At 37.5% G+C, this 23279-nt stretch carries 15 protein-coding genes and 1 tRNA gene; 3 read left to right on the forward strand and 13 right to left on the reverse strand.

Features of this window, described 5'->3' with window-relative positions:
- Position 1: 1 nt before the first annotated feature.
- The 7 genes from BTO23_RS16140 to BTO23_RS16170 all read right to left on the reverse strand — a co-directional run bounded on the left by BTO23_RS16140 (position 2) and on the right by BTO23_RS16170 (position 14649).
- Positions 2–1699 (reverse strand): hypothetical protein, encoded by a 1698-nt coding sequence (locus BTO23_RS16140; RefSeq protein ID WP_245922127.1) that lies wholly within the window; start codon positions 1697–1699, stop codon positions 2–4.
- 388 nt (positions 1700–2087) lie between these two features.
- Positions 2088–4571 carry a LysM peptidoglycan-binding domain-containing protein gene (locus BTO23_RS16145; RefSeq protein ID WP_105064022.1) on the reverse strand — a complete coding sequence of 828 codons (2484 nt, stop codon included), beginning with the start codon at positions 4569–4571 and terminating at the stop codon, positions 2088–2090.
- 336 nt (positions 4572–4907) lie between these two features.
- Positions 4908–4982, reverse strand: a tRNA-Gly gene (locus tag BTO23_RS16150).
- A 199-nt stretch (positions 4983–5181) separates the two neighbouring features.
- On the reverse strand, positions 5182–9924 hold the full coding sequence (locus BTO23_RS16155; protein ID WP_105064023.1) for an OmpA family protein: 4743 nt from the start codon (positions 9922–9924) through the stop codon (positions 5182–5184).
- The gene (locus tag BTO23_RS16160) at positions 9921–11123 is read right to left on the reverse strand and encodes a TolB-like translocation protein (RefSeq protein WP_063669202.1); all 1203 of its coding nucleotides are present in this window, start codon (positions 11121–11123) and stop codon (positions 9921–9923) included. Before BTO23_RS16160 ends, BTO23_RS16155 begins: the two co-directional genes overlap by 4 nt.
- 7 nt (positions 11124–11130) lie before the next feature.
- Complete coding sequence (locus BTO23_RS16165) at positions 11131–12855, reverse strand: hypothetical protein (RefSeq protein ID WP_105064024.1); 1725 nt, start codon at positions 12853–12855, stop codon at positions 11131–11133.
- 252 nt (positions 12856–13107) lie between these two features.
- A complete protein-coding gene (locus tag BTO23_RS16170) occupies positions 13108–14649 on the reverse strand; it encodes a Na+/H+ antiporter NhaC family protein (RefSeq protein WP_105064025.1) in 1542 nt (513 codons plus the stop codon).
- Positions 14650–14990: 341 nt separating this feature from the next.
- Here BTO23_RS16170 and BTO23_RS16175 point away from each other — a divergent pair, with 341 nt between their 5' ends.
- Positions 14991–15461 carry a hypothetical protein gene (locus BTO23_RS16175; RefSeq protein ID WP_105064026.1) on the forward strand — a complete coding sequence of 157 codons (471 nt, stop codon included), beginning with the start codon at positions 14991–14993 and terminating at the stop codon, positions 15459–15461.
- Here BTO23_RS16175 and BTO23_RS16180 read toward each other — a convergent pair whose 3' ends face one another.
- Positions 15462–16370: a LysR family transcriptional regulator gene (locus BTO23_RS16180; protein WP_105064027.1), complete on the reverse strand. Its 909-nt coding sequence runs from the start codon at positions 16368–16370 to the stop codon at positions 15462–15464.
- Positions 16371–16483: 113 nt separating this feature from the next.
- On the opposite strand from BTO23_RS16180, the gene BTO23_RS16185 reads away from it, so the two are divergent.
- Complete coding sequence (locus BTO23_RS16185) at positions 16484–17524, forward strand: linear amide C-N hydrolase (protein WP_105064028.1); 1041 nt, start codon at positions 16484–16486, stop codon at positions 17522–17524.
- Positions 17525–17603: 79 nt separating this feature from the next.
- Here the strand turns inward: BTO23_RS16185 and BTO23_RS16190 are convergent, their stop codons facing one another.
- The 5 genes from BTO23_RS16190 to BTO23_RS16210 form a co-directional block, all read right to left on the reverse strand.
- Entirely contained in the window at positions 17604–18581 is a 978-nt protein-coding gene (locus tag BTO23_RS16190; protein WP_105064029.1) for a Gfo/Idh/MocA family protein, read from the reverse strand.
- Positions 18582–18611: 30 nt separating this feature from the next.
- The gene (locus tag BTO23_RS16195) at positions 18612–18959 is read right to left on the reverse strand and encodes a HopJ type III effector protein (protein WP_105064030.1); all 348 of its coding nucleotides are present in this window, start codon (positions 18957–18959) and stop codon (positions 18612–18614) included.
- 75 nt (positions 18960–19034) lie between these two features.
- Positions 19035–19313, reverse strand: a complete 279-nt coding sequence (locus BTO23_RS16200; RefSeq protein ID WP_105064031.1) for a GNAT family N-acetyltransferase — start codon at positions 19311–19313, stop codon at positions 19035–19037.
- A gap of 40 nt (positions 19314–19353) precedes the next feature.
- Entirely contained in the window at positions 19354–20532 is a 1179-nt protein-coding gene (locus BTO23_RS16205; protein WP_005423059.1) for an MFS transporter, read from the reverse strand.
- A gap of 84 nt (positions 20533–20616) precedes the next feature.
- Positions 20617–21504, reverse strand: coding sequence for a LysR family transcriptional regulator (locus BTO23_RS16210; RefSeq protein ID WP_105064032.1), 888 nt, complete (start codon positions 21502–21504; stop codon positions 20617–20619).
- A 143-nt stretch (positions 21505–21647) separates the two neighbouring features.
- Here BTO23_RS16210 and BTO23_RS16215 point away from each other — a divergent pair, with 143 nt between their 5' ends.
- On the forward strand, positions 21648–23279 hold the full coding sequence (locus BTO23_RS16215; RefSeq protein ID WP_105064033.1) for a glycoside hydrolase family 13 protein: 1632 nt from the start codon (positions 21648–21650) through the stop codon (positions 23277–23279).

Genomic DNA, 23279 nt, shown 5'->3' on the forward strand with positions numbered 1-23279 from the left:
TCTAGCCTATTAATTCTGAAATTTTAATTTTTGTTTTCAAAACGGATAATTCATATTCTTTCGTCCCTAAATCAGCACTGGCACCACGAATAATATCAACGTCTTCAACTTCTTTTGGCCAACCAGAAAAAGGAAGGTTTAAGAATCCTTCATCATCGGATTTTGCTTGTCTGAAATAAACTTTTTGTGACCATTCTTCCTTTTCATTTCTTAACATAAAGAAATCATCAGGTTGGTCTGTTGTGCTGCAAATTCGGTAACGTAGTGTGATTTGATTTTTTGGTGGCATCACAGTGATTGCAGCAATATTGCTATCATTCTGCTCGTTGATAATATGAGATCCAAATGAGGTATTTTTTGCCATAGGAAGTGCATAAACATACTCACCATCAAACGCTTGTTGCTGGCTATAAACCGACATTTCATCAATGGATACCGCGATATTGGCATAATTAGATTCTAGTGAGCTTATCTCTGTATCAGATAATGCCGCTTGGCTATAACTCACGTAACAATCAGTCTGTACCTCGCCTAAAATTTTATAAGGTAACCAGACATGAGGCATTGGATAACTCATTGCTTCACGCTCATTAGACGCTTGATTTTTTATTGGACTTTCATGCGTTTCAAGTAAAATCTCATCATGCTCAAAATCAACAAATTTTAGCTCGACCTCTTCTGCAACCAAATTAAATACCCTGCCTTGTTCGCAAATATCCAGTTCTCCAGAAAATACCTTTTGCCCTTGCTGATATAATTCAAACTTCTCAAAAGACACATTATCTTCAGGAAAAAAATCAGACGCATTGATATTTGCATGTCGCGTGGCCAATGGCTCTTTTCGTTCATGCTGAATATCAAGATCGCAAAAGTAACCAGTAGAATCAATCGTAATTTCTCGCCATACTTTGCCATTCCAAATAACATAAAAGAAACCGCTTCGGTGTAAAGCGTATTCTTCTCCTTGCTTCTTCATTGGCACCACTGGCACCAACACATTATCCCATTCATCCATCTCTGTTTTTTTCTCAACAGGTTCAACGTTTTCGGCAAGCAGTAATTTTAAAGGTTGTGGCGTGCCATTCATTGGAATGGTGAGGTAAAGGTTTCTTGGCTCTGGCTCTAAATCTTTAAAAATGGCGATACTGCGATGAGAGGCATGAATATCGGCTCTTGGTTTGGTGATTTTTTCTTTTTGTTCATCAGACTTTGCAAGCAACAAAGAAGCCGCATTATTTGGCCACTGCCCTGCAAACTCTACAACTATTTTATTCTCAGGCGTCGGTTCGACTGGCGTATATTGAAGGCTGCGAGATAGCACGACATCATCAGTGACTGCTTGGAAATTTGCTTTTACATACTTTGTAGATTGAGTCTCACTCACTCGCGCCATGTGCTTGTTTAACTGCGGGTATTGAACGAGTTGAGTATCTGATAGCGGTTTAGTTCGCTTTGCTGTCGATACCGCTATCCATTCTCCCCTTACTAGCTTTTGATTTAAGGCCGTAAGTAATGAATGCACATTTTTGGTAGAGGAAAGCGCTAAAAATTCCCTTAGCGGGGATGGTAGGGACTTTACAATATTCTGTGAATTTTTCTCACGAGAAAGCAGCCTAACGACCTCGTCAGGAGTGAGAATATACTCTAGCTCTTGGTGTGATAAAGAGAGGCTAGGAATAAGTTTGCAAGTAAAATGCATGTAGGTCTCCACAACCATTAACAAAATTTCAATATTGGTTGTAGTGATATTTAAGCTGATAAGGCTTAGGTATAACGATTTGGTTCGTGGATTTTACTGATATTTATAAATTCATTCAATCACTTGCTGCAATTAAAAACTAATTTAAAATAATGAACACTCTAAGTGTGATATTTAGCACAAAAAATCATCACAAACTTTAACTAAGGTTCTAAAAATCCAGATGTGAAATTTAAGTGCGCTTAAAGGACTAAAACCTATGAGTAATAGTCCTTTTTTAGTTTTATAGTAATCTGCACTTATAAATAGTATCTCGTTCAATATTTAACAAGGTTGCATCTCATTGTGTTGCATTTAAAACAATATACACTATTAATTAACATATAAACTAAAAACCAATATAATCCTTCATTTTATCAATACTTTTTTTCGTACCAAAATCTAAAGAAGGGTCATCTAAAGATAATACACCACCTAAAGAACCCGTTAAATTAACAAGTAATTTACTCATATTCGAATCTTGGTTGTATTTTGGCAGCAAGTTAAACTTCTTGATTATTTGTCCACTTTCAGAACGCTCTTTCCAACGTTCGACCATCGGATCAATCAATTTATTTAGACCACCATCTTTAATATATCCCTCAAATAAACCAGCCATAATACCCTCACTACTATTAGTTATACCTAAAAGAAGCTCAGCTAAGGCAGGATAAGCATTTTTTCTAGCCTCAATGGTGTCCTTGTCATTCTGTACCAAAACATCCTCAATTATTCTTGTTGTCACTTCAGTTAATGCCTCATTTAGGTTGCCTGAAGTATTAACTATTTTTGTCATACCTCCTTCAGCGGAGAGAAGGTGCATCACTTCATGGCGTGCAAGATGTTCCCCACCAGCAATATCTAAAGCAAAAATAGGTTGACCTGAAATATTCTGTGAAGTGAAACCTAAAGAATTCGTTGATTCAATATATTCTTTTGCAGAGCTCCTTGTATTATGACTTGGGAACTCACCTAACCCGTCATCCTCAAAGAAAGCGTCCACAAGCTCTTCTTTGTTTACAAACTTTAATATCTCATTTTCTTTCGTATACGAATAAAATTCATCAAATATTCCAGAGAACTCCATTAATTTTTCATTAAAGTCTTCGTTAAAATCAATGTCTCTAACTCTGCTACGATAATCTTCAATTGTTTGAGGAGATCTAACGTTTTCATCTGATAATGTCACGGCCTCATCTAAAGCAAGTAAGGTTTGGCTGTCCATTACACCATCAGTTTTTTTCATTTCATACTCAGTATGTACTTCGTGTGTTGGTACAAACTTACGTTGAAAATCCATCACAGCTTGCTCGGTTTTTTCACCAAAATCACCGTCAGCACTGTACTGACCTAAATCATAATTAAGTGCGAGTAGTGCCTTTTGAATCGCTTTAATGTCATTATTGCTCTTTTCGTTGTTATCTCCTTTCTTAATTGCTTCCTTCTTTTTTTGAGCCATCGCTTCAAGCCCATCAGAACTAGACAATACAGTAGAATGAAGCAGTACTGAGTTTACCTTAATGACTAATGTATTTTTATTTAAAGCCGTATCATCTTGAACGAACCTATGTGCAACATCAGAAAACGGTTTTTCTATCACACTCCATATATTCACAAAAGGAAATACCCATTTATCACCACTCACCCTCTCTGGGCTTAGAGCATTTCGATACACATACTCTTTTTCTTCACTTTTCTCTATTTGATTTACTCGCAATTCATTATCTAGCGCCAATGCACCGTCTTTATATATTGGATTGTCAGCATTCAAATCAAATAATTCTTTCGCGGCCATTCCATACTGCTCTGCAATTTCGCTCCACGTTTCAAGCACACCACTCTCCGGATTGATTTTGCAAATATGGCACTGGCCGTTTTTTTGCTCTGAAGGGGTCTCTTTTATCGTAATTATCTCCCCTACAGAAATGACATCAGAATTCTTTACTTGAGGGTTCAAAGCAAGAATAGAGTTATACGTAACACCCTGTTTTTTAGCTATAAAATCAAGCGCTTCACCAGATTGAACTACATAAGTTATTCGCCCGTTCTTTTCTTTTTCTCTTACAATGATTTTATCTGTACGAGCATTAACTACTTCATCTGGATTAATCTGACGGGCGTTCCTATCGAGCCATTGAGCATTAATCTCACTCAATTTATCTTGTGTCATTTTCTCTTTGGTATATAGCAAGTGTTGACGAGAAATAACAATATTGTCTATCTTCCAAGGTAATAAAATAAAGGCATATTCATGCTCTGACAGCAAATCAGAAGACAACGTTTTTCCTTTTGAATAAGTCACTTTAAAAGACGATTTATCCCCACCCGATAATTGGTATTCATTCGCTATTTCATCATCAATGAAGTGATAAAAAAATCCAACTTTAGGCCACGCTAAGCGGTCATAGACTTGAATGGATGGCTTAATCGGTACAAAAAACTCAGCGTGAATACCTGAACCTTTTTTAACCGGAGATACACCATCAAAAATAAGGCGATGTCCACTTGAGATAAAAAGCTCACGAGCCAAAGTTTTAGGTTCATTTACATTGATACTCGCAGTCAATAAACTGAATCCTTTATCAGTTTGGGACTTTGTCCATAGTGATATATTTTCTTCTTCTTTAGTTTTTCCTAAAGAAAATGCACCGACTTGATAAGAATTGAGATCATCAAGCGAACACGCAATTTCAATCGAATATTCAAACTCTGCTGTATCTATTTGCTTCTCTTTGGTTGTCTCGTTATGTGGGATATCTGCTTTAGATTCTTTGGCGAGCTCTTCATTCCACGGATAATACGCTCGAACAAACGTTGCGTTATTTACTTTCATGTCACACTCTCAGGTTATATTAATAACAAAATTAATATTAACCCTACCAAACTTCTACTTTACCTATAGATTGAATTCCTAGGCAGAGTCACGGAATCCACAGCCACTTTAACCAAAGTATGCATAATGGGATATTCTCCTAAAGTTCTGTCTTGTTGTTAAAATGTATTATCGACTCAAATTTCTTCTTTTTATCTAATTGTTCACAGTAAATCCCAAATGATAAGTTGAAATGAGTAAACGCCAGATACGACAAAGCACGCCATTAAGCGTTTCTTTTTTAATTAATTGGAATTTTAAATCAGAAACAATCTCTTGAGGAGGATAAAAAGAGATTGGAGCGTACAGCGGGAATCGAACCCGCATCATCAGCTTGGAAGGCTGAGGTAATAGCCATTATACGATGTACGCACATCGTTGGAACGAGATAGATAATGCCACACTGAGCGCAGAGGTAAAGCATTTTTTTACACTTAACTAATTGATTGCATGATATTTAAGCATAAGTTACAAATTTTAATCTCTACACGCCATACGGCAGGTATAAATAGTAAGCATCCTTTGCCTTTACTTTGCAGAAGAACAGCGAAAGAGGCTTACTGAGCTATCATTACAAAAATTGCTTAGCTTTTAATTCGATGGAAGACGGTTGTTTCTCGATCCATTTTTTTATTCGTAATATACGTTGCTTTTCATCTAGCGCATCCCACTCACTGGCAATATCTCCACTTACTCCTTGCTTCCCTTTCGCTCCGGACTCCATCCATGGCATGGTTTGATCAATTAACTGAGTATGATTTAATGTCGGCATGGCTAACTTTAACGGTTTACCATCTAAAAACACGTCAGATTCTGTATTTAGCTGCTTAAACTTAGCCACGTTTAAATTAAATAACGGCTCCTGACTTTGTATAATGTTACCAAATGGGCGTAATCCCGATGCGTTAATCCCTGTTGGTGTCATATATTTAAGATTAAAACTAATTACGTGAATAGCGTATCCTTTCTTCTTGTCCAATGAAGAAGAGCTACTATTTAATTCATGGATAGACTGATTTAAAAAGGTACTGATTTTATCCGTTAAAGCCTCTTTACTTTCTTTGTCTATTGAAAGATTCCAAACACCAGTATGACAAATCTCCCCTACATAATTGAGTTTTGATTGATATATTGGCCCACCCACTTTTTTGATATTTATGTTTTTCTTCAAATAACTTTCAGTATAAGAGGATGAATTGTCAGTATGGTTGGTAGCCTGGTGATAATAGTTCGATGTTTTTTCTTCCTCTGAAACATAACCTGCTGTTTGTAATTGCACCATGGCGTCTACGCTTTTCCAATCCACCTTTAAGGTTTCATATTCGTCTTTATGGCTCTCACCACAAACCAATATATGCAATGTCTCTAATTCATCCGCTTTATCCCATGAAAAATCACTTATTGTTTGCTTTTCATTCTTGGGTTTAGCTAAGTAGCATTTGTTTTTATAATCAACACCTATCGCTTGATAAAGTATTTTATCGATGACATTTATAGAAACGCTTTCACCAACGGTTTGTGAATAAGTAAACTCTTCAACCTCTAATAAACGCCCTTCAGAAATAAAGTTAAGTGTTTGTATCGAACCACTATTGCTGTCTTCCAGTATTACTTTGTGACTATTTTCGCTGTGCACACCAATGTGAATTTCATCATTATTATTCTCATCAAACAATATGGCTTGATGATGCTTACTGTTCGGTTTTTGCAATTGCAGTTCGTAACGCATATGTCTAAAACCACCACTAGATACATATTCTTCAAAAGCGCTCTCTTTCACATTCAGTATTTTTTGCAACCCTAGCCAATGTATAGCATACAAGGATTCAACTCGCAGCTTACTTACTATCGGTTTTAAACCATAAATTCGTTGGTTACCAAAATAATAGAAAGGTTCAAACTCTATCGCAGTTAATGCTTTATCTTGAGCAAATATTGCCTTTAATCTCTCATCTTGATAGGTAAAATCAGACAATGCCATTGGTTTAAATAATACGCTGAATTTTGGCCCTTCAATATTTGCACCATCAACTCGTTGATAGCCTATTTCATAAGGGAATACAGGTTTATCTTCGCCACTTAAAACAATTTGTATTTTTAAACGGTGGAATGGCGATAAGCGATTAATCTTAACTCTTTGATTTTCTTTCTTCCATTTTGAATACTCAACCCAATCTTTACCATCTTGATCTGAGACTAATACTCGTTGAAGAGCTATCTCATCTAAATCAATGGCTGGCGGTAATGGAGAAAAGTTTTGTGCAAATTCTTCAAATAAATTCATTGCCGTTTTGTTTTCACTTGGTAGTTCATACAATAATCCCTGAACAGGAAATGCACGACTAAACTTTCCGCTCACTTTTCCTTTATCTTGTGGCGCTTGATATTGCAGATAATTGGAAGCAGGAATCGGTGTAGGTAAGGTTTGATAATATAGGGGGATATCTTGCTTCTGCTTCTGTTTGCACTGATTGATCCAATCGATCCCTAAATCATTACTTTTAATAGTATTGACTGACCATGAATCATTTTGCAGATACTTTTCGATATAGCCTTTAATATCGTATTTATCTAACGCTAAATTTAAATTTTTACCTGATTGCATCTTCTGGTTTTCACTATGAGCATACAGCAAAACCATCATTAATCCGTTAAAAGCCAGTGCTCGTAATTGATAACGCTTTAGTATTTCATTTTTAGTTTCATCTTTAGTTAAATACGATGTTAAGCTCTCATAACTCGTGAGCTTGGTTTCTAACTTACTGTCCCATTGCCTTAACTGATTTAATAATTCCATTTGTATTTTGGCTAAATCAGCAAGATCGTCTTTCGCATCTTCTGCTTTGATAATGGTTTCATAAGCGTAATCAAAAAGCATTTCATCTAAGAAAGCCAAACCAGATTGAACAATATTAGAGCCTTCCTTTATTAATAACATGCCTCTTGCTGCTGGCCCTATAACAGGAATAAAACAAGCAACACCTATGAGTGATTCTAACAACGCAAGCTGCGCAGCTAATATTGCATCATCCTCTTTTTGCATTGCATTTAGCGTAATTAAACGAGAGCGTTCTAACACCCCCATTCCACTTCTACTTGGTGCATACACAATATCAAGAACTTTTAAGTAAGCTTTTATCTTTACTCTACGGTTTACTTTTAATTTAAAATTATCTGATGAAACTTCTCGTCCTGTGGCCTCTACTAATGGCTGAGTTTCACCAAAAGCAATCACCGTTATTTTTTCTTGAAGTTTTTTAGGGAATAGATCAGCAACATTTTGTGCCCGTTGCTGCGATAAGTTCATATTATATTGATTGGTGCCGACCTGACAGGTGTGACCTTCAATAACGATATGAACATCAGGTTGTTTCTCTAAGAAAGAGACGATTTCTGCAATGCCTTGACGAACCATTGATGTATCTGCGGTTTTCTTATCAAACTCAAAAACCACTTCAATCCCAGAGCCGTAGTCGTCATTAAACAAGGTCTTATTTTTAATCGTTAATTGCTCAAAAGCCTGTTTATTTTCTTTATTTATCTCTAATTGCGTTTCCGTCCAGACTGGAATATGTTTCAAATATTCACTCGCAACCTCAGCCATATTGCCACGCGCTTTTTCTGCTTTTTTCTTTTGCTCAGCAATTTCTTTTCCGTGATTAAAAAGCGCGGCAATATTATTTAATGTGTCAACAGCAACTAACCCTCGCCCTGCCAAATCGGCACCTTGCAACCATGTTTTTGATAATCGCCCAACTGCGGCTTTGTATTTTCCATCTTTAAATTCTTGGTTGGCTTTAGCGAGGTATTCGGTAAATTGACCATACTTCTCTTTATCAAAAATGGTGGATTTAAATAATGCAGATGCACCAAATTCAGCACGATAAGTCGCACTACCGGCTTGTAATGCGGTTAGCTCCTTTAATTTGCCAAGCCCTTCTCCCATTGATTGCAAACCAAATAAAATTTCTCCCGTGGCTTGCATTGCTGTTGGTAAATTCTTATTTTTTATCTCTTCCCAATACAGCTTGGCAATATTATTTACCATTGCAGTTGGGCCATTATCTAGCTGTGGCGTTAAGCCATCCGCCAATAAGTCCATACCAAGCATCATGCTTACTTTGTTAGCTCCAGTTAATACCGCAAGGCTAGTTAAAGCAGGGCTTTCAAGGGCTTTTGTATTGGTTGCTTTTCCTTTTAAATGCGCAGTAAGATGCGAAAGATATTGTGGAAATTGGCAGATTAAAGATTCTTCAAGGGAGATCATATCCCCACACACAATGGCCATTTTTCCTAATGGTGTGTGATTATCAAAACGTATGTATTCTCGGAGTTCGTATTGGTAGCTTGTAATACCATCAAGATCGACGATCTTTGTAATATTTGCATTAGTAATATATTCAGGAATACCACCATCAAAATTATCTGGATGGAAATTTACTCGAATACTGTAATACCCTTCTTGGAAGGATTCAGGGTTAACATTGATAACCGCCGCCGGAAAATGTTCACTCGCATCTGGGTGCCTTTTTACCAATCCTTCACCAATAACTTTCCAAGCAAGATCTCCATTCTTTTCATTACTATCAAAATAACGAATTGAAACAGCCGCATTAATATAACTTTTGTGTGAAAAAACAACACTACATGTTGCTTGTGATGGTAACAAAAAGCCTTTTAATGCATCTCCTTTTTTAGATACCTCTTCATACCATTGGTTATACTCTTTTTGCTCCTGAGATAATGCCCCATTTAATGAGGGGGAGAATGGTTTGGCTAGTTGATCTATCCCTATCTCAGTTAACGCAAATGTCACTTCACTGTCTTTACCTTTGTCTACCATAGAGGAATAACGGTATAACTCTTTTGCTATCTCTATTGGCGTGGTTTTGCTAATGGTCAAACGGCTTAAAATAGCTAACGGAGGAAAACACAATGAATACTCACCAGCATCTAAATGGTTGACCACACTTTTATGCTGAAGGTATTCAAAATCCCCACTTTCAGCAATCGCTTGTACGCCAGTATCAAGTGCATGGATCAGCCCATGTTTATCTGTTCCCCAAACGCCATTGGTTTCTTGATCTTCTACTCGTTCGCTTAATTCTTTTATATTGGCAATTAAGGGAGTAAAGGGGACAGGGCGAATGTTATCTACCCCATTATTTTTCCTATCATTTCCGAGGGTTACAATTTTTGGATTTAAATGCCAATTTTCAAATGAAGTTTTTCTTATTGTTTCATTATATTCCCCATAAAAGTGCGTAGAAAATAAATAAACCCCTTCAGCTAATACGGCTTTATTACTCATCATTTACCCTCCTTAACAAATGCACCATTATTAGCAAAACCGTTGTATAACCATGACAATGTTGCGGAATGCCCTGAGCAGATTTGCCCCCAATGCTGAGTTTGAGAAAATAACTTTTTATCTCTTGTTAATAGATACTGTCTTGCACTGCCAGCAGAAGCTGAGCGAACATAATCAGCGTTAAGTCCTAATACATCAAAAAATCGGTATTGGCTTTTTTTCTTAGGGTCTTTTTTTTCTAATTTAACGTCTTGTGTTTCTGTATTCATAAAAAAGCGATATTTGCTTGACTCTCCCCACGCATATTTACCATCAGGACTGATTGAACGGTTTTTCATATGGAAATCTTTTCTAACGTTATAATCTTTTACAAACTGAGAATATATTTCATCTCCTTTAGATGGGTATCCAAACGACAGTAGTCTCTCATCAGTTAATTCATCATAAATTACGACACCAAAATCAGAGACCACGTACCTCTTCCCACCGTATATCACCCCCACCTCTGAAAAATGAAAGTCATCGTCCATTTGGGTGGTTTTTCCTGTGGCGATTTCGTATTTCCAATATTTGGCTCTGTCTTCAAAATACAGATAGCTACTGTCTTCCGCCCAGAGAAATTGAGAATGACCTAAATCTGTACCAAGTAATGTGGATTTCTGAGTTTGCACATCGAACACAACTTTATCAGTACCACCGCTTGTTCTTGATGCATATGAATAAGCTAAATAACGGTTGTTGGGGGAACGGCGCATAATACGTACATCACCACTAAAATCATCCGTCACTAATCGCAAATCGGTACCATCTGTTTTTATACTCCATACTTTATCGTAAGATTCGTAAATGGCCTTTTCACTCGCGGAAGCACTCACAAAATCCCCGTTATTCCACCTAAAATCCACTCTCGGCAAGTCGTAAGAGTCCGCATTTGATAAATCTTCTCTTGGCCACTCTTTAGCGCTGTTCACCACAAAGCAGGGCTTCATTATTCCCGGTATAGTGCCATTGGCTTCTTTCATTAAGATATAGTTATCTTTAGTGACATAAACACGGTTATCATCCCATTTTTGCTCATTAAGCAATTCAACGTCAGTTTTTGGTGGTTCGACGGCTGTACTTAACGTTGAGGATTCTTCTTGGTTGCATCCGTTTAGGAATATAAGCGCAGCTAATGCTGTCCATAGGTATTTTGAATTCATGGTGTCCCTACACTAATTCACTGATTTCAATGTCTTGGTAAATGATGATTGGCGGTTGCTCAGGGTGATACTCATTCCCCTTGTTTACTCGTTTTAACGTGACGGTTTTGACCTCACTTGGCCACCCCGTAAATCGAATAGATTGATAGCCATCATCCAGTGCTAATACTTGCCCTAAGTACACCTTTTGCGACCATTTGTGCTCTGTATTAAATAACTCAAAGTAGTCATCTGGCTCATCGACTGTATGATGTTGGCAATAAGCAAAAACAATCTCATCTTGTGGTGATGACATAAGTAAAGCGGCAATGCCTTGCTCACTTTGATTTTCAATAGAAACTGGCAAGGCTTGACTTGAAAGTGACGATTGAAGTGCAATAACAGACGCTCCATCATCATTAAATTGTTGTAATTCAGTATAGCTATCAAGCCCTTCTATACGCTGTGCCATGGTCTCTGGATTGCTGGCTAACTCAGATAATTGGTCATCAGTCAGCTGAGGCAAACTATGGTATGCATAAAGGGTTTGAGGTTGGCCTGCTATTTTATAAGGCACCCAAATATGTGGTAATGCGTGCCCAGAAACGGGGCGTATATCACTCTGTTTTGAGCCAAATAAACTATCTGTTGTTTCTAGCTCGATTGAATAATGAGTTGGTGTTTTAGGCAACTCAATGATGACTTTATCTTCCGTTAAATCAAAAACTCTTGCCTGCCCATAAACATCAAGCACACCACTAAAAACCGTTTTTCCATTTTGTTTTACATCAAAAGGTTCATCTGAAAAATAACAGCCATACTCTGGATGTGTTAAGGCAATATCTACATGTCGATTAGCGACTTTTTCACCAGAATTGGTTTTGTTTTCACTCGTTAAATCGATATCCATAAACTGGTAATCTTTAGTAATTTTTAATTCTCGCCAAACGTTATTATTCCACACAACATAAATATAACCGGATGGGTAAAGAGAAGCTTCTTGAAGAAGAAAATCTCTATTTTTGGCTTTAAAAGGCACCACAGGCACTAACACATTATCCCACTCTGCCATTTCTGTTTCTTTGGTTATAGGAGGTAATGATTCGCTCAGTAACAGGTTTATCTCTTTGGCTGAGTTCATACTTGGTAACGTCAAATACAGTGCTCGATTTCTATCATCTAAAGATGTAAATTCGACGAGACTCCGGTGTCCGTTTCTGCTGTCTTTTTTTGGCTTTACTGTCTTTTCATTGATGTTTTTTAATTTTGACATCGAGATGGATGCTGCGTTATTAGGCCATTGCCCTGCAAACTCGATGACGATTTTATTATCACTCTTTTTTTCAGAAATAGGAGTGATGGATGAGGCGTTTGAACTTGAACGAAGTAAGGTCGGTTTTACTTTTAAACGAGAACGAGTAACAGAGGGGTTAACCACTTTATCAATACGTTTTTTTAGACCGCTTCCTTGAACTAAATGCAGACTATCGACACTTCGATGTTGATTCATTAACGATAATGCAGCCCACTCCCCCTGTTCAACCAATTGACGAATACGACTGACAGTTTGAAATACCCCTTGTGAATCACTAATTGCAGAATGACGCTGTAATTTAATAGGTAACGATGCTTTTAATGAAGGTAAATCGGTAAAACGATTAAGATGATTCAGTAATTCATTGGGAGTGAGAATATACGGTAAGTCTTTTTGGTTAAGTAAGCGACCTGGGATAAGTTTAAATTGGCAGAGCATCTGCATCTCCACATTCAGTGTATTGAAAGTATCTAAAAATAAATTGCCTGCTATATAAATATGAACAGAGAACTCAGTCAAACCCTATTGCCCTTCACACTTATCTTCCTAGGTCGACGTCTCTTGTTTTTGTAAATATCCAACCTCTTAATTACATTCTTAGCTTTATACTCCGTTCTTCATGAATGAATGTGAAACAAAAAACGGCCCAATTAAGGACCGTTTAATTTGCTATAACCTTTAGGTAAACCTCTAGCCTAACTGATTACCAGCCACCAACTTGCTTTTATTAAACGTATTCTCTGGAGTTAATTTAGCGAGTGTTACTACCAATGTAACCTGCGCGATTAACGCTAATATGAAAATAAGTGGGTTATCAAAAATGCCCGCAATGAGGAAACTGACAAGTGCAATTCCGCCATTTAATAATGCATAAGGAAGCTGAGTTTTAAAGTGTTCGAACTGATCACATCCTGCTCCTGTTGAAGACAAAATTGTTGTTTCAGAGATTGGTGAACAGTGATCTCCAAACAAACCTCCTGAAAGAACAGCACCTATACAAACGAACAGTGGCGCATCAATTGCGATAGCTGTCGGGATAACCAAATGCATCATAATTGCAAATGTTCCCCATGACGATCCAGTAGCAAATGAAATGATCGCTGCCAGTAAAAAAGATACCGCTGGTACTAACCAATATGGAAAACCATTTTGAGCTTGCTCTGCAATATAAGCTGCCGCACCTAACTCTTTAGCCACAGAGCTCAGAGTCCATGCAAGGATAAGAATAATTGCAACTTGCATCATGTTACCCATCCCTTTCATGTAAACAGAAATCCCATCTGATAGACTTCTTACTTTGTTCATTGCCATCAAGATAATTAATGTAAATGCGGCAAAGAAGTAAGCTGTAGATAAAGCAGAACGAAACACTGAACCAGAGACTTTTTCGAATGGGAAACCTAGAGGCGCAAGCATAAATACTAAAACAGCACCCATCACCAATAGCGGTGCCCATACAAACGAGGCTTTTGCATTTTTATGCGTGAATATTTCTTTTGAAATATCAGACGACGCATGAAGTTCGCCCTTACTTGCTATCGCTTCAGCTTTTGCCATTGGGCCAAAATCCAATTTCTTTAATGCGACAAGTGGAACAATCGCTATCGCTAAAATTGCGTAGAATTGATATGGAATTGCGCCTAAAAATGCATCCCAATCTGTAATATCAGTGACATTTAATGCAGTAAATTCTTTCTGAATTAACCCCATGATATACACACCCCAACCAATGAATGGAATTAAAATAGCCACAGGTGATGAGGTTGAATCAATAATGAAGGCCAGTTTTTGACGAGAGATTTTTAATTTATCGAAAAGAGGACGAAAAACTGGACCAACAATTAATGGCGTACCTAAATCAGAGAAGAAAATGATGATCCCCCCTAGCCATGCCGAGGTTTGAGCTTGGAATTTACTTTTTACCCAAAGCGTTACTTTTTCTGCAAACGCAAGGCCACCACCCGACTTCTCCATTAGAGCAACAAATCCACCAATGAAAACCAGTAATACTATCACCCCTGCATTATAGCTATCTGTTAGTTGAGGTGAGATATAACTTTTAACCATGACACCAAATGTTTCAAACGGATCAAGCGTGGTAAACAAACCGTTTAGCATTGCTACTCCACTCAATACTCCCGCAAAAAGACCAACGACCACATTACGTGTCGCTAACGAGATAATCAGCGTTATAACAATGGGAATGAGGGAGGTAATGTCTGTCTGTTCCATAGTTGCGTTCCTTTTTATACTGCAAAAGAGTAAATATATATTCAATTAAAGTGACTATATATTTCACAAAAGAAAAAGTATAGTTTTTTATTCACTTTTTATGAATTTAAAATCACCACGTATTCTAAAGTCTCATTTTAAAAACTCAGATGCATTCAATAGAGGAATTTCGAGATGCTCTCTCATAACAAAAATCAATAAATTAAGATGAAAACCTACTAATTTTATAAACTAAAGATTAAAAGTGCTTAATTAACAGCACATTTATTCTTTATTCTCTTTTTTATTTATTCAAAACACTCTTCAATCATATACAAGCCAGTTAATGAGAGAGCAAAGGTATGCCAAGAATCATTACATTATCAATAATCCTGTGTCTTACATTTAATAGTTATGCAAAAGAAACCATTTGGACTAATGATAATGTTCACTTCAATTCACTAATCTACGCTCAAAATTCTGATGATGCTTTTATTCAATCTGTAGTGACTTATGATTGTAAGAAGATCGAGATTTCAGTGGGGTTTAATGAAGCACCTCAATCCTCTTTTACGGCTGTGGTTAATGACAAAAAGATTAAGCTCAATAAATTTGGTGTGAATTATTACGGGTATGCCGTATACAAACCACAAAATGAAACAGCAGAAGAACTGTTATTGGAGCAGTTTAGACAAGAAAAGTCGATTCATTTAACGGATACTCTTGGTGATAGCTACTATTTCACGACTCAATATTACTCTCAAGCAATGAAGCATAGGCTCACAACATGCTTAAAAAATCGAGAAAAGTATTCATTGCAAAATAATAGCTAACTAATAGTAATGAGATTCTTTCATTGCTTTTTTTAAACATTCCGCAGCTTTTAGAAAAACGGGACCTTTATCCGAATTTTGACTACTGATTAACCCACACCCCCATGAGATATCACCATCAAAAAAGGCAACATCACATCGCTTTATTTGTTTGGACTTTACATACGGCTCTGCAAGGTGTGTAGGTAAAATACTCCAAGTGAGTGGTGACTTTTCCAAACACGATACAAGAAAATCAATACGTGTTAAAACCTGATAATTAGCGCTGAATATCGCCACGTTATCAAGTTCAGCGGAGAGTAAACTTTGCAATATTAACTGTTTCTTTGTTTGCATTAATTGAAGTGAACATGGCTCATGATCAAGTAATTCAGAATCAGCACTGACATAAACACCAAAATGAATTGAACCAATATTAATCCCCGCCAGACCTTTATGAGGCTTACTGCGATAAGATATTAACTGCAACGTTAGATCAACCCTCCCTTCTTGAATTGATTGGATAGCGAGATCCTTTTGTTGTGATAAATAATTCACTCTCGTATATGGAAATGCACTTGATAGCTCCATCTCTGTTTTAAACAATACTGATACTGGCATTGTTTCGTCATAACTGATGGTCAAACTGTCTTCTATATCGCTACCTATATTATTTGCAATATTTTGAACTTCTAAACGTTGTTCAAGCAGTAAGGTCGCGTACTTATATAAACGTATAGCATCAGGGGATAGCTTTGGCGTTTTTCCTTCTCGATTAAATAGCTCAACCCCCCAATCAATTTCAAGAAATGCAACTAATTGATGAACCGTTGATCTGTCTTTTTTCAATTTTCTTGCCGCAGCACTAAAAGAGCCTTGCTCTACTACTGTTGCAAATGCTTCTAATTGATCAAAAGTAAATGTTGCCATAATCACTCGTCCATTGTTGGGTTTATACCAACATATCAGAGATTACATGTGCGATAAAGCACGCAATAATAACCATATTGATGAAACACATCCTCTTCCATTTAGGAGAAACAATGATGAAACGTTCTTTTATTTCGACTGCTTTAATTGGTGCACTTACTTTGTCTGCCATTGCTCCAGCCGCACAAGCATGTACTCGTATACTCTGGAAGACACAAGAACACGGTACTTTTGTGACTAGAACAATGGATTGGTCAGAACAAACACATCCACATTTAATGAATTTCCCTGCAGGTAGTTCTTATTTAACTCATACGGAAAAATCAAATAAAGTAACGTCTAAATACGATGTAACAGGTTTAACTACCTATGGTTTTATTACTGATGGTGTTAACTCAAAAGGCTTAAGCGGTAATGTTTTGTATGACGGTGAAATGGACTTAGCGGTTAAATCATCTAGCAAAAATGGTTCATTAACATACTTACGTAATATGTTATCTCAATATCAATCAGTGAATGAAGTTGTTGCCGCTATCAATGAAGGAGCTCCTTCTATTGAGTTTGTTGAAGGAGTGCCGATTCGTATTGCTCTTCACATCTCATTTCAAGATACTACTGGCGATAGCGCGATTGTTGAATGGAGAAATGGAAAACCTCAAGTATGGCATGGTAAGCAATACACTGTAATGACAAATCAACCGGGTTACGCACAACATCTTGCTAATGTAGAGCGATCAAAACGTGGTTGGGGCGAACAAGAGCAACAATGGAGTCAAACGAACCTTGGTACTGGCGGCAATACTAACCCTGAAGACCGTTTTATTCATGCGACTTACTTCTCAGGTCACTTAGCTGAACCAACAAGTGTAATTAACGGTATTTTAAAGTTAGATTCAACAAGTTTTAAAATCCCTCACGACGCACCAAATAAAATGATTAATGGAAAAATGGCAGGTTATGCAACCGAGTACTCTGTAAATCGCCACCTTGATTCAGGTGAAACCGTGGTGCGTTATCAATGGGGTGATGCCTTTAATCAAGTGCAATACAACGTTAAAGAAATCCAGCAATCAGGTAAATTTGTTAACTTTAGTATTTCAACGCCAAACTTAGCTGGAAATATTACGGAAAAAGCGATTCTTTCAGCAAAATAGTTTAGCGAATACATACATAAGAAAATAACAAAGCCGAATGCATAATACATTCGGCTTTGTTACTACTATAAAGTAAAAATTAACTATCCGCAGGGAAAACAACACCAGTTTGTTTGCGGATTTCTGTGGTTACTTTTGATATAAGCAATGAACGCTCAACCGCTTGCATATCCATTTGATTCAATTCAACTTGCTCGGCAAATTTAAACGCTTCATAAAACATTGGGTTGGCGTTTTGCTCAAGGGTCAAGTCTTCTGTTTCTCCACCACGATTTACTTTCGTTACTTTTTGGCCAATAGAGATCATCTCAGCTAAGATCGCCCCCTCTTCACCTTGGATCTCACTGGGTACATAAGAATCACTGGTCTTAGAGTGCATAACAACCACATCAAAGCCATCATAGCCACAAATGATACTGCCGTTACCATCAACACCAGAATCTAGCAGATGTGCCTGTGCTTGAATGGATGCAGGTTCACCAAATAACTCAACCATAGAGCCTACACAATAAAAACCGATGTCCATAATCGAGCCATTTGAAAACTCAGGATTAAAAGTATTTGGGTTTTCACCATTAAGGTATTTAGGGTAACGAGAAGAGTACTGACAATAAGTGATGTGCGCTTTTCTAATCGCCCCTAAACTTGGCAAGTATGATTTAATTTGCTGAAAGTTAGGTAAATATGGCGACATAAAGGCTTCAAACAGCACCACGTTATTCTCTTGTGCGGTTTGATAAGCGAGTTGTGCCTCTTGGTAATTTGAGGCGACTGGTTTTTCACAAATGACGTGTTTACCCTGCTTCATCATCTTAATAGATTGTGGAGCATGAAATGAATTAGGGCTTGCGATGTACACCGCATCCACTTCATCACACGCCGCTAATTTATCTAAACAATCAAAGGTTAAACTTACGCTAAATTTATCAGCAAATGCTTTAGCTTGTTCAATTGAGCGCGAATACACTGCAGATATTTGATATTTGCCACTCTCTAGTGCGGCCGCTAAAAATCGTTCGGTGATCCAATTGGTTCCAATAACAGCAAGTTTTATCATGATTCAATCTCTTTATTGGTTTTCTGTTGTTTATTTCGCTTGAAGTGCTTGAGTTTTAAACTGAACACCCGCCCAACCGGTTACCATAAAATTTCGAATATTTTGATGGTCATCCCCTTGTGGATTCTCTAATACGTCATGACGATAATATTGCCCAAAACACGCTAATGTTTGCTCTACACTGAGTTGATTCAATAATGCGAAAGCAAAAATTTTGCATGAGCCATTATTTTGATCGGCCAAATTAACCGTATTACCATTCGTAAATTCTGTTGGCGTAAAGTCATAGTGAGACTCAATCACGGCCATGGTTTCGGTAAATTCAATCAATTCAGGCTGTGTGCTTAGTTTTTCAATAAATGCGTTTAACGTCATCATGACTTCCTTTTTTCAACTTGTTTCTATCTGATCCAATACAAAAAAACCTAGATAGAAGTTCTACCTAGGTTTCAATTATTTCGCTAACACGTCTTGCCACTGTGGATTTTTATTCATGTAATGAACCACATAAGAGCAAACAGGCACGATCAATAAATTGGATGATCTCATCTCATGTAAGAATGACTCCATCATTACTTTGCCGTAGCCTTTTCCTTGTAGCTCATCAGGGATCCGAGTACTTATTACATCGAGAATATTACCTTTCTTTTCGTAATACACTTTAGCAACAGCCTCTCCCTCAAGTGCTATGCGATAACACTTATTATCAGGATCATGAGTTATCATATTCATGCCTACATTCCCTCTTCCTTTTCAAGTACAACTACTTTAATCAGTTCCACTTAAAAATGCGAGTTTCGTTTCCTTCTTGTGGCGCTTCTGGGATATTTAACGACAATAAGAATGAAATAAAGGCCATTCCAGCGCCTACGTAAAATACAGCAGCTGGTGACACAAGCCATATCAAGCCAAAGCTCACAGGAATAACCACGGCTGCGATATGGTTAATAGTAAAGGCTACACCAGCCGTTGATGCCATATCAGCAGGATCGGCAATTTTTTGGAAATACGTTTTAATCGCTAATGCTAATGCAAAAAACAGATGGTCGATAATGTACAGTGCTGCTGCCATTTCTGAAGTTTGTACCAATGCATAACCAACAAAAACAAAAATCAAACCGATGTATTCAAACATAAGAGCTTTACGCTCACCAACTACACCAATCCAACGTCCTATCTTTTTAGCAAATAACCAGTTAAATACATAGTTGGCTAAGAACAATAACGTAATTTCAGAAGCCGAATAACCGAACTTCTCAACCATTAAAAAGCCAGCAAACACCATAAAGATCTGACGACGAGCACCACTCATAAAGGTTAATGCGTAATACAACCAATAACGCTTACGTAGTACCAGTTTCTTAGTTTGTTGGGTTTCGGTTTCAAAATTTGGAAACGATAACCACATAAAGATCGTCACGATTAATGCAATAGAACCTGCAATGAAGTAAATCCATTTAAACTCTAATTGAACTAATTCAAGCAATACCCATAACACGCCATAAGTACACAAAGAAGCAAGCGCACCGATAGAGATAAGCTTACCTAGCATCTCTGGTGCTTCTTCTTTGGTTAGCCATTGCAGCGATAGAGACTGCTTTAAGGTTTCAAAATAGTGGAAACCTACCGACATCAATAATGTTGTGCATAATAAGCCATATACGCTTGGGAAGAACCCAGTAATCGCAACACCTACCGCTAACATCACTAAAGAGAGGATCATGAACTTCTGCTCACGAATAAAAAGAAGAACGAATACAGCGGTAAATGCAAGAAAGCCTGGAATTTCACGAACACTTTGTAATAAACCAATGTCCGCGCCAGTAAAGGCGGCTTTCTCGATAACAAAGTTATTCAACAGTGCATTCCATGTAGAGAAAGCAATAGGAACAACAATAGATATTAAAATCAAAAACGTTTTGGGATTTCTCCACTGAGCTAGGCTCGACATGATAGTGACTCTTATTAATATTTAGATTTACACACTGTAACATATTTCGTTGAAACATCGTCTTAGCCCATGGCGATCTTTACTTTATTTACCTTTTAATAATGAGACTAAGTACTGAATACTTTCTGATACTTGTTCTGTTTTGGTATAAATCCCAACATTGCCTGATTTTTCTGAACATTGTGGAAGCTTCACAATGCCCAACTCCACCATTTTATCTTTGACTTGATTGGTATAAGGCATGATCGCATCACTGGTTTTTAGCATATCAATACTGGCTTTCAAGGAGTTAAGTTCATATACAACTCCTGTTTTTTGCTGTTTAAGATTGAACTCTTCCATGCCTTCATCGTTCAAAATCTTAGTATGTCTGATGTGATCAGGAGTGACTTTTATTAAAGGGTAGTGTTCCAACTCATTTGATATTAGATCATTTGACAATAATGGATGCCCTTCCCTTACAAACCACGCTTCTTGTTCGATAAATAAAGGCATAAACAATACACGATGTCTTGGATCGATATTTTCGATTTCATGACCGATAAAAAGATCAATATCACCATTGAGTAATTGATTTAGCATAGAGAGGCCATTACCAAACTCGATATACATTGAGTTATTTGGATGCTGCTCCACAAACTGTTTAATGATATCGGCAGCAAAACATTCCCACCAAGCCTCACCAATTCCTAATTTTATCTTACCCTGACTTCTGGCTTTCATGTCGGTCAGTTGATGCATCATTTGACTGTGTTTTTCAAACAAATCTTGTACATAACGATAATAAAGCCAGCCAGAACTAGTCAGTTCAACTCCTTTGGATTTTCGATGAAATAAAATCACATCCAAGCTTTCTTCTAGTTTCTTAATTGCTGTCGTTAATGTCGGCTGACTAATAAACAGTTTTTCAGAAGCACCTTTAATGCTGCCTTGCCGAGCCACTTCATAAAAATAGCGTGATGATTTATCCATAATAAACACTCAGTAATTATTCTGACTTCACAATACTCATGATATAAATTTTTTCTATATCAGAGTTCAAATTATCAATTATTCATCACCGTTTTTTTTCGCTATATTGCGTTTAATTTCTTTTAGTTAGTGGAATAAAAAATATGGAAAAGCGTTGGTGGCATAACAGTGTTGTTTATCAAATTTACCCTCGTAGCTTCTGTGACTCAAATAATGATGGTATTGGTGATCTACAAGGTATTATTAATAAACTGGATTACTTGCAAGGCCTTGGTATTGATGTAATTTGGCTTTCTCCAGTTTACCAATCGCCAATGGATGATAACGGTTATGACATTTCTGATTATCAAGCGATTGCGGCTGAATTTGGCACCATGGAAGACATGAAGCGTTTAATGCAGCAAGCAGAAGATCGCGGCATTAAAGTGGTCATGGATTTAGTGGTTAACCACACATCGGACGAACACGCTTGGTTTGTTGAAGCTAAAAGCGATAAAAATAGTCAATACCGTGATTTTTATATCTGGCGTGATGCGGGTGAAAACGGCGAAGCACCAAGTGACATTGGGTCCATTTTTGGTGGTTCTGCATGGCAATGGGATGAAGAGAATCAACAATACTATTTCCACTTATTCTCTAAACGCCAACCGGATTTAAACTGGGAGAACCCAGAAGTTCATCAAAAAGTATTTGATATGATGAACTGGTGGATTGACCAAGGTATTGGCGGATTCCGTTTAGATGTTATCGATTTAATCGGCAAGGAAGTCGACAAGAAAATCACTGGCGATGGCGAGCGTCTGCACCCGCTTCTTCAAAAAATGAACCAAGCGACATTCGGTGATAAAGACCTGCTTACGGTGGGTGAAACATGGGGAGCAACACCTGAGAGTGCTCAATTATATAGTGATCCTGCTCGTCATGAGCTATCGATGGTGTTCCAGTTTGAGCACATTACCCTGCTTTGGGAAGACGGAGATAAATGGAAACCTAAACCACTTGATCTCGCCCTATTTAAGCAAGTGATGACCAAATGGCAAGTAGAGCTAAACAACAAGGGGTGGAACTCGCTATTTTGGAATAACCATGATTTACCTCGTGTTGTCTCTAAATACGGTTGTGATGGTCAATATCGTGTTGAGTCGGCAAAAATGCTGGCAACCACTCTGCACATGATGAAAGGCACACCTTATATTTTCCAAGGTGAAGAGATCGGCATGACGAACGTCGCATTCGATACGTTAGAAGAGTACAAAGACATTGAAACGTTAAACTTCTATAAAGTAAAAACCGAATCAGGTGTTAGCCATGAGAGTATGATGAAAGGAATTCATGCCAATAGTCGTGATAATGCACGTACTCCAATGCACTGGGATAACTCTGATAATGCAGGATTTACTCAAGGTACACCTTGGATCAAACTAAACCCGAATTACCCTGAGATCAACGTTGCCGCAGCACTAGAAGATAAAAACTCAATTTTCTATCACTATCAAAAACTGATAGCTCTTAGAAAACAAAATCCAGTGATTGTCTATGGTGATTTTATTCCTCTGTTTGAAGCGCACTCTGCAGTGTTTGCTTATGAGCGTAAAGATAACGAGCAACACTTCGTTGTGCTAAACAACTTTAGTGCAGAGCCACAAACATTAGAATTGCCTGAGTATATTGCCAACCGCTCTGTAGAGTGCTTGATCAGTAATCTTGAACCAACAACACAATTAGGCTCTGAGTTAACGTTAGCGCCTTATCAAAGCTTGGTTTTAGCGCTTTAA

Origin of the sequence: Aliivibrio sifiae (genome assembly GCF_002954715.1) — a bacterium.
Classification (GTDB): domain Bacteria; phylum Pseudomonadota; class Gammaproteobacteria; order Enterobacterales; family Vibrionaceae; genus Aliivibrio; species Aliivibrio sifiae.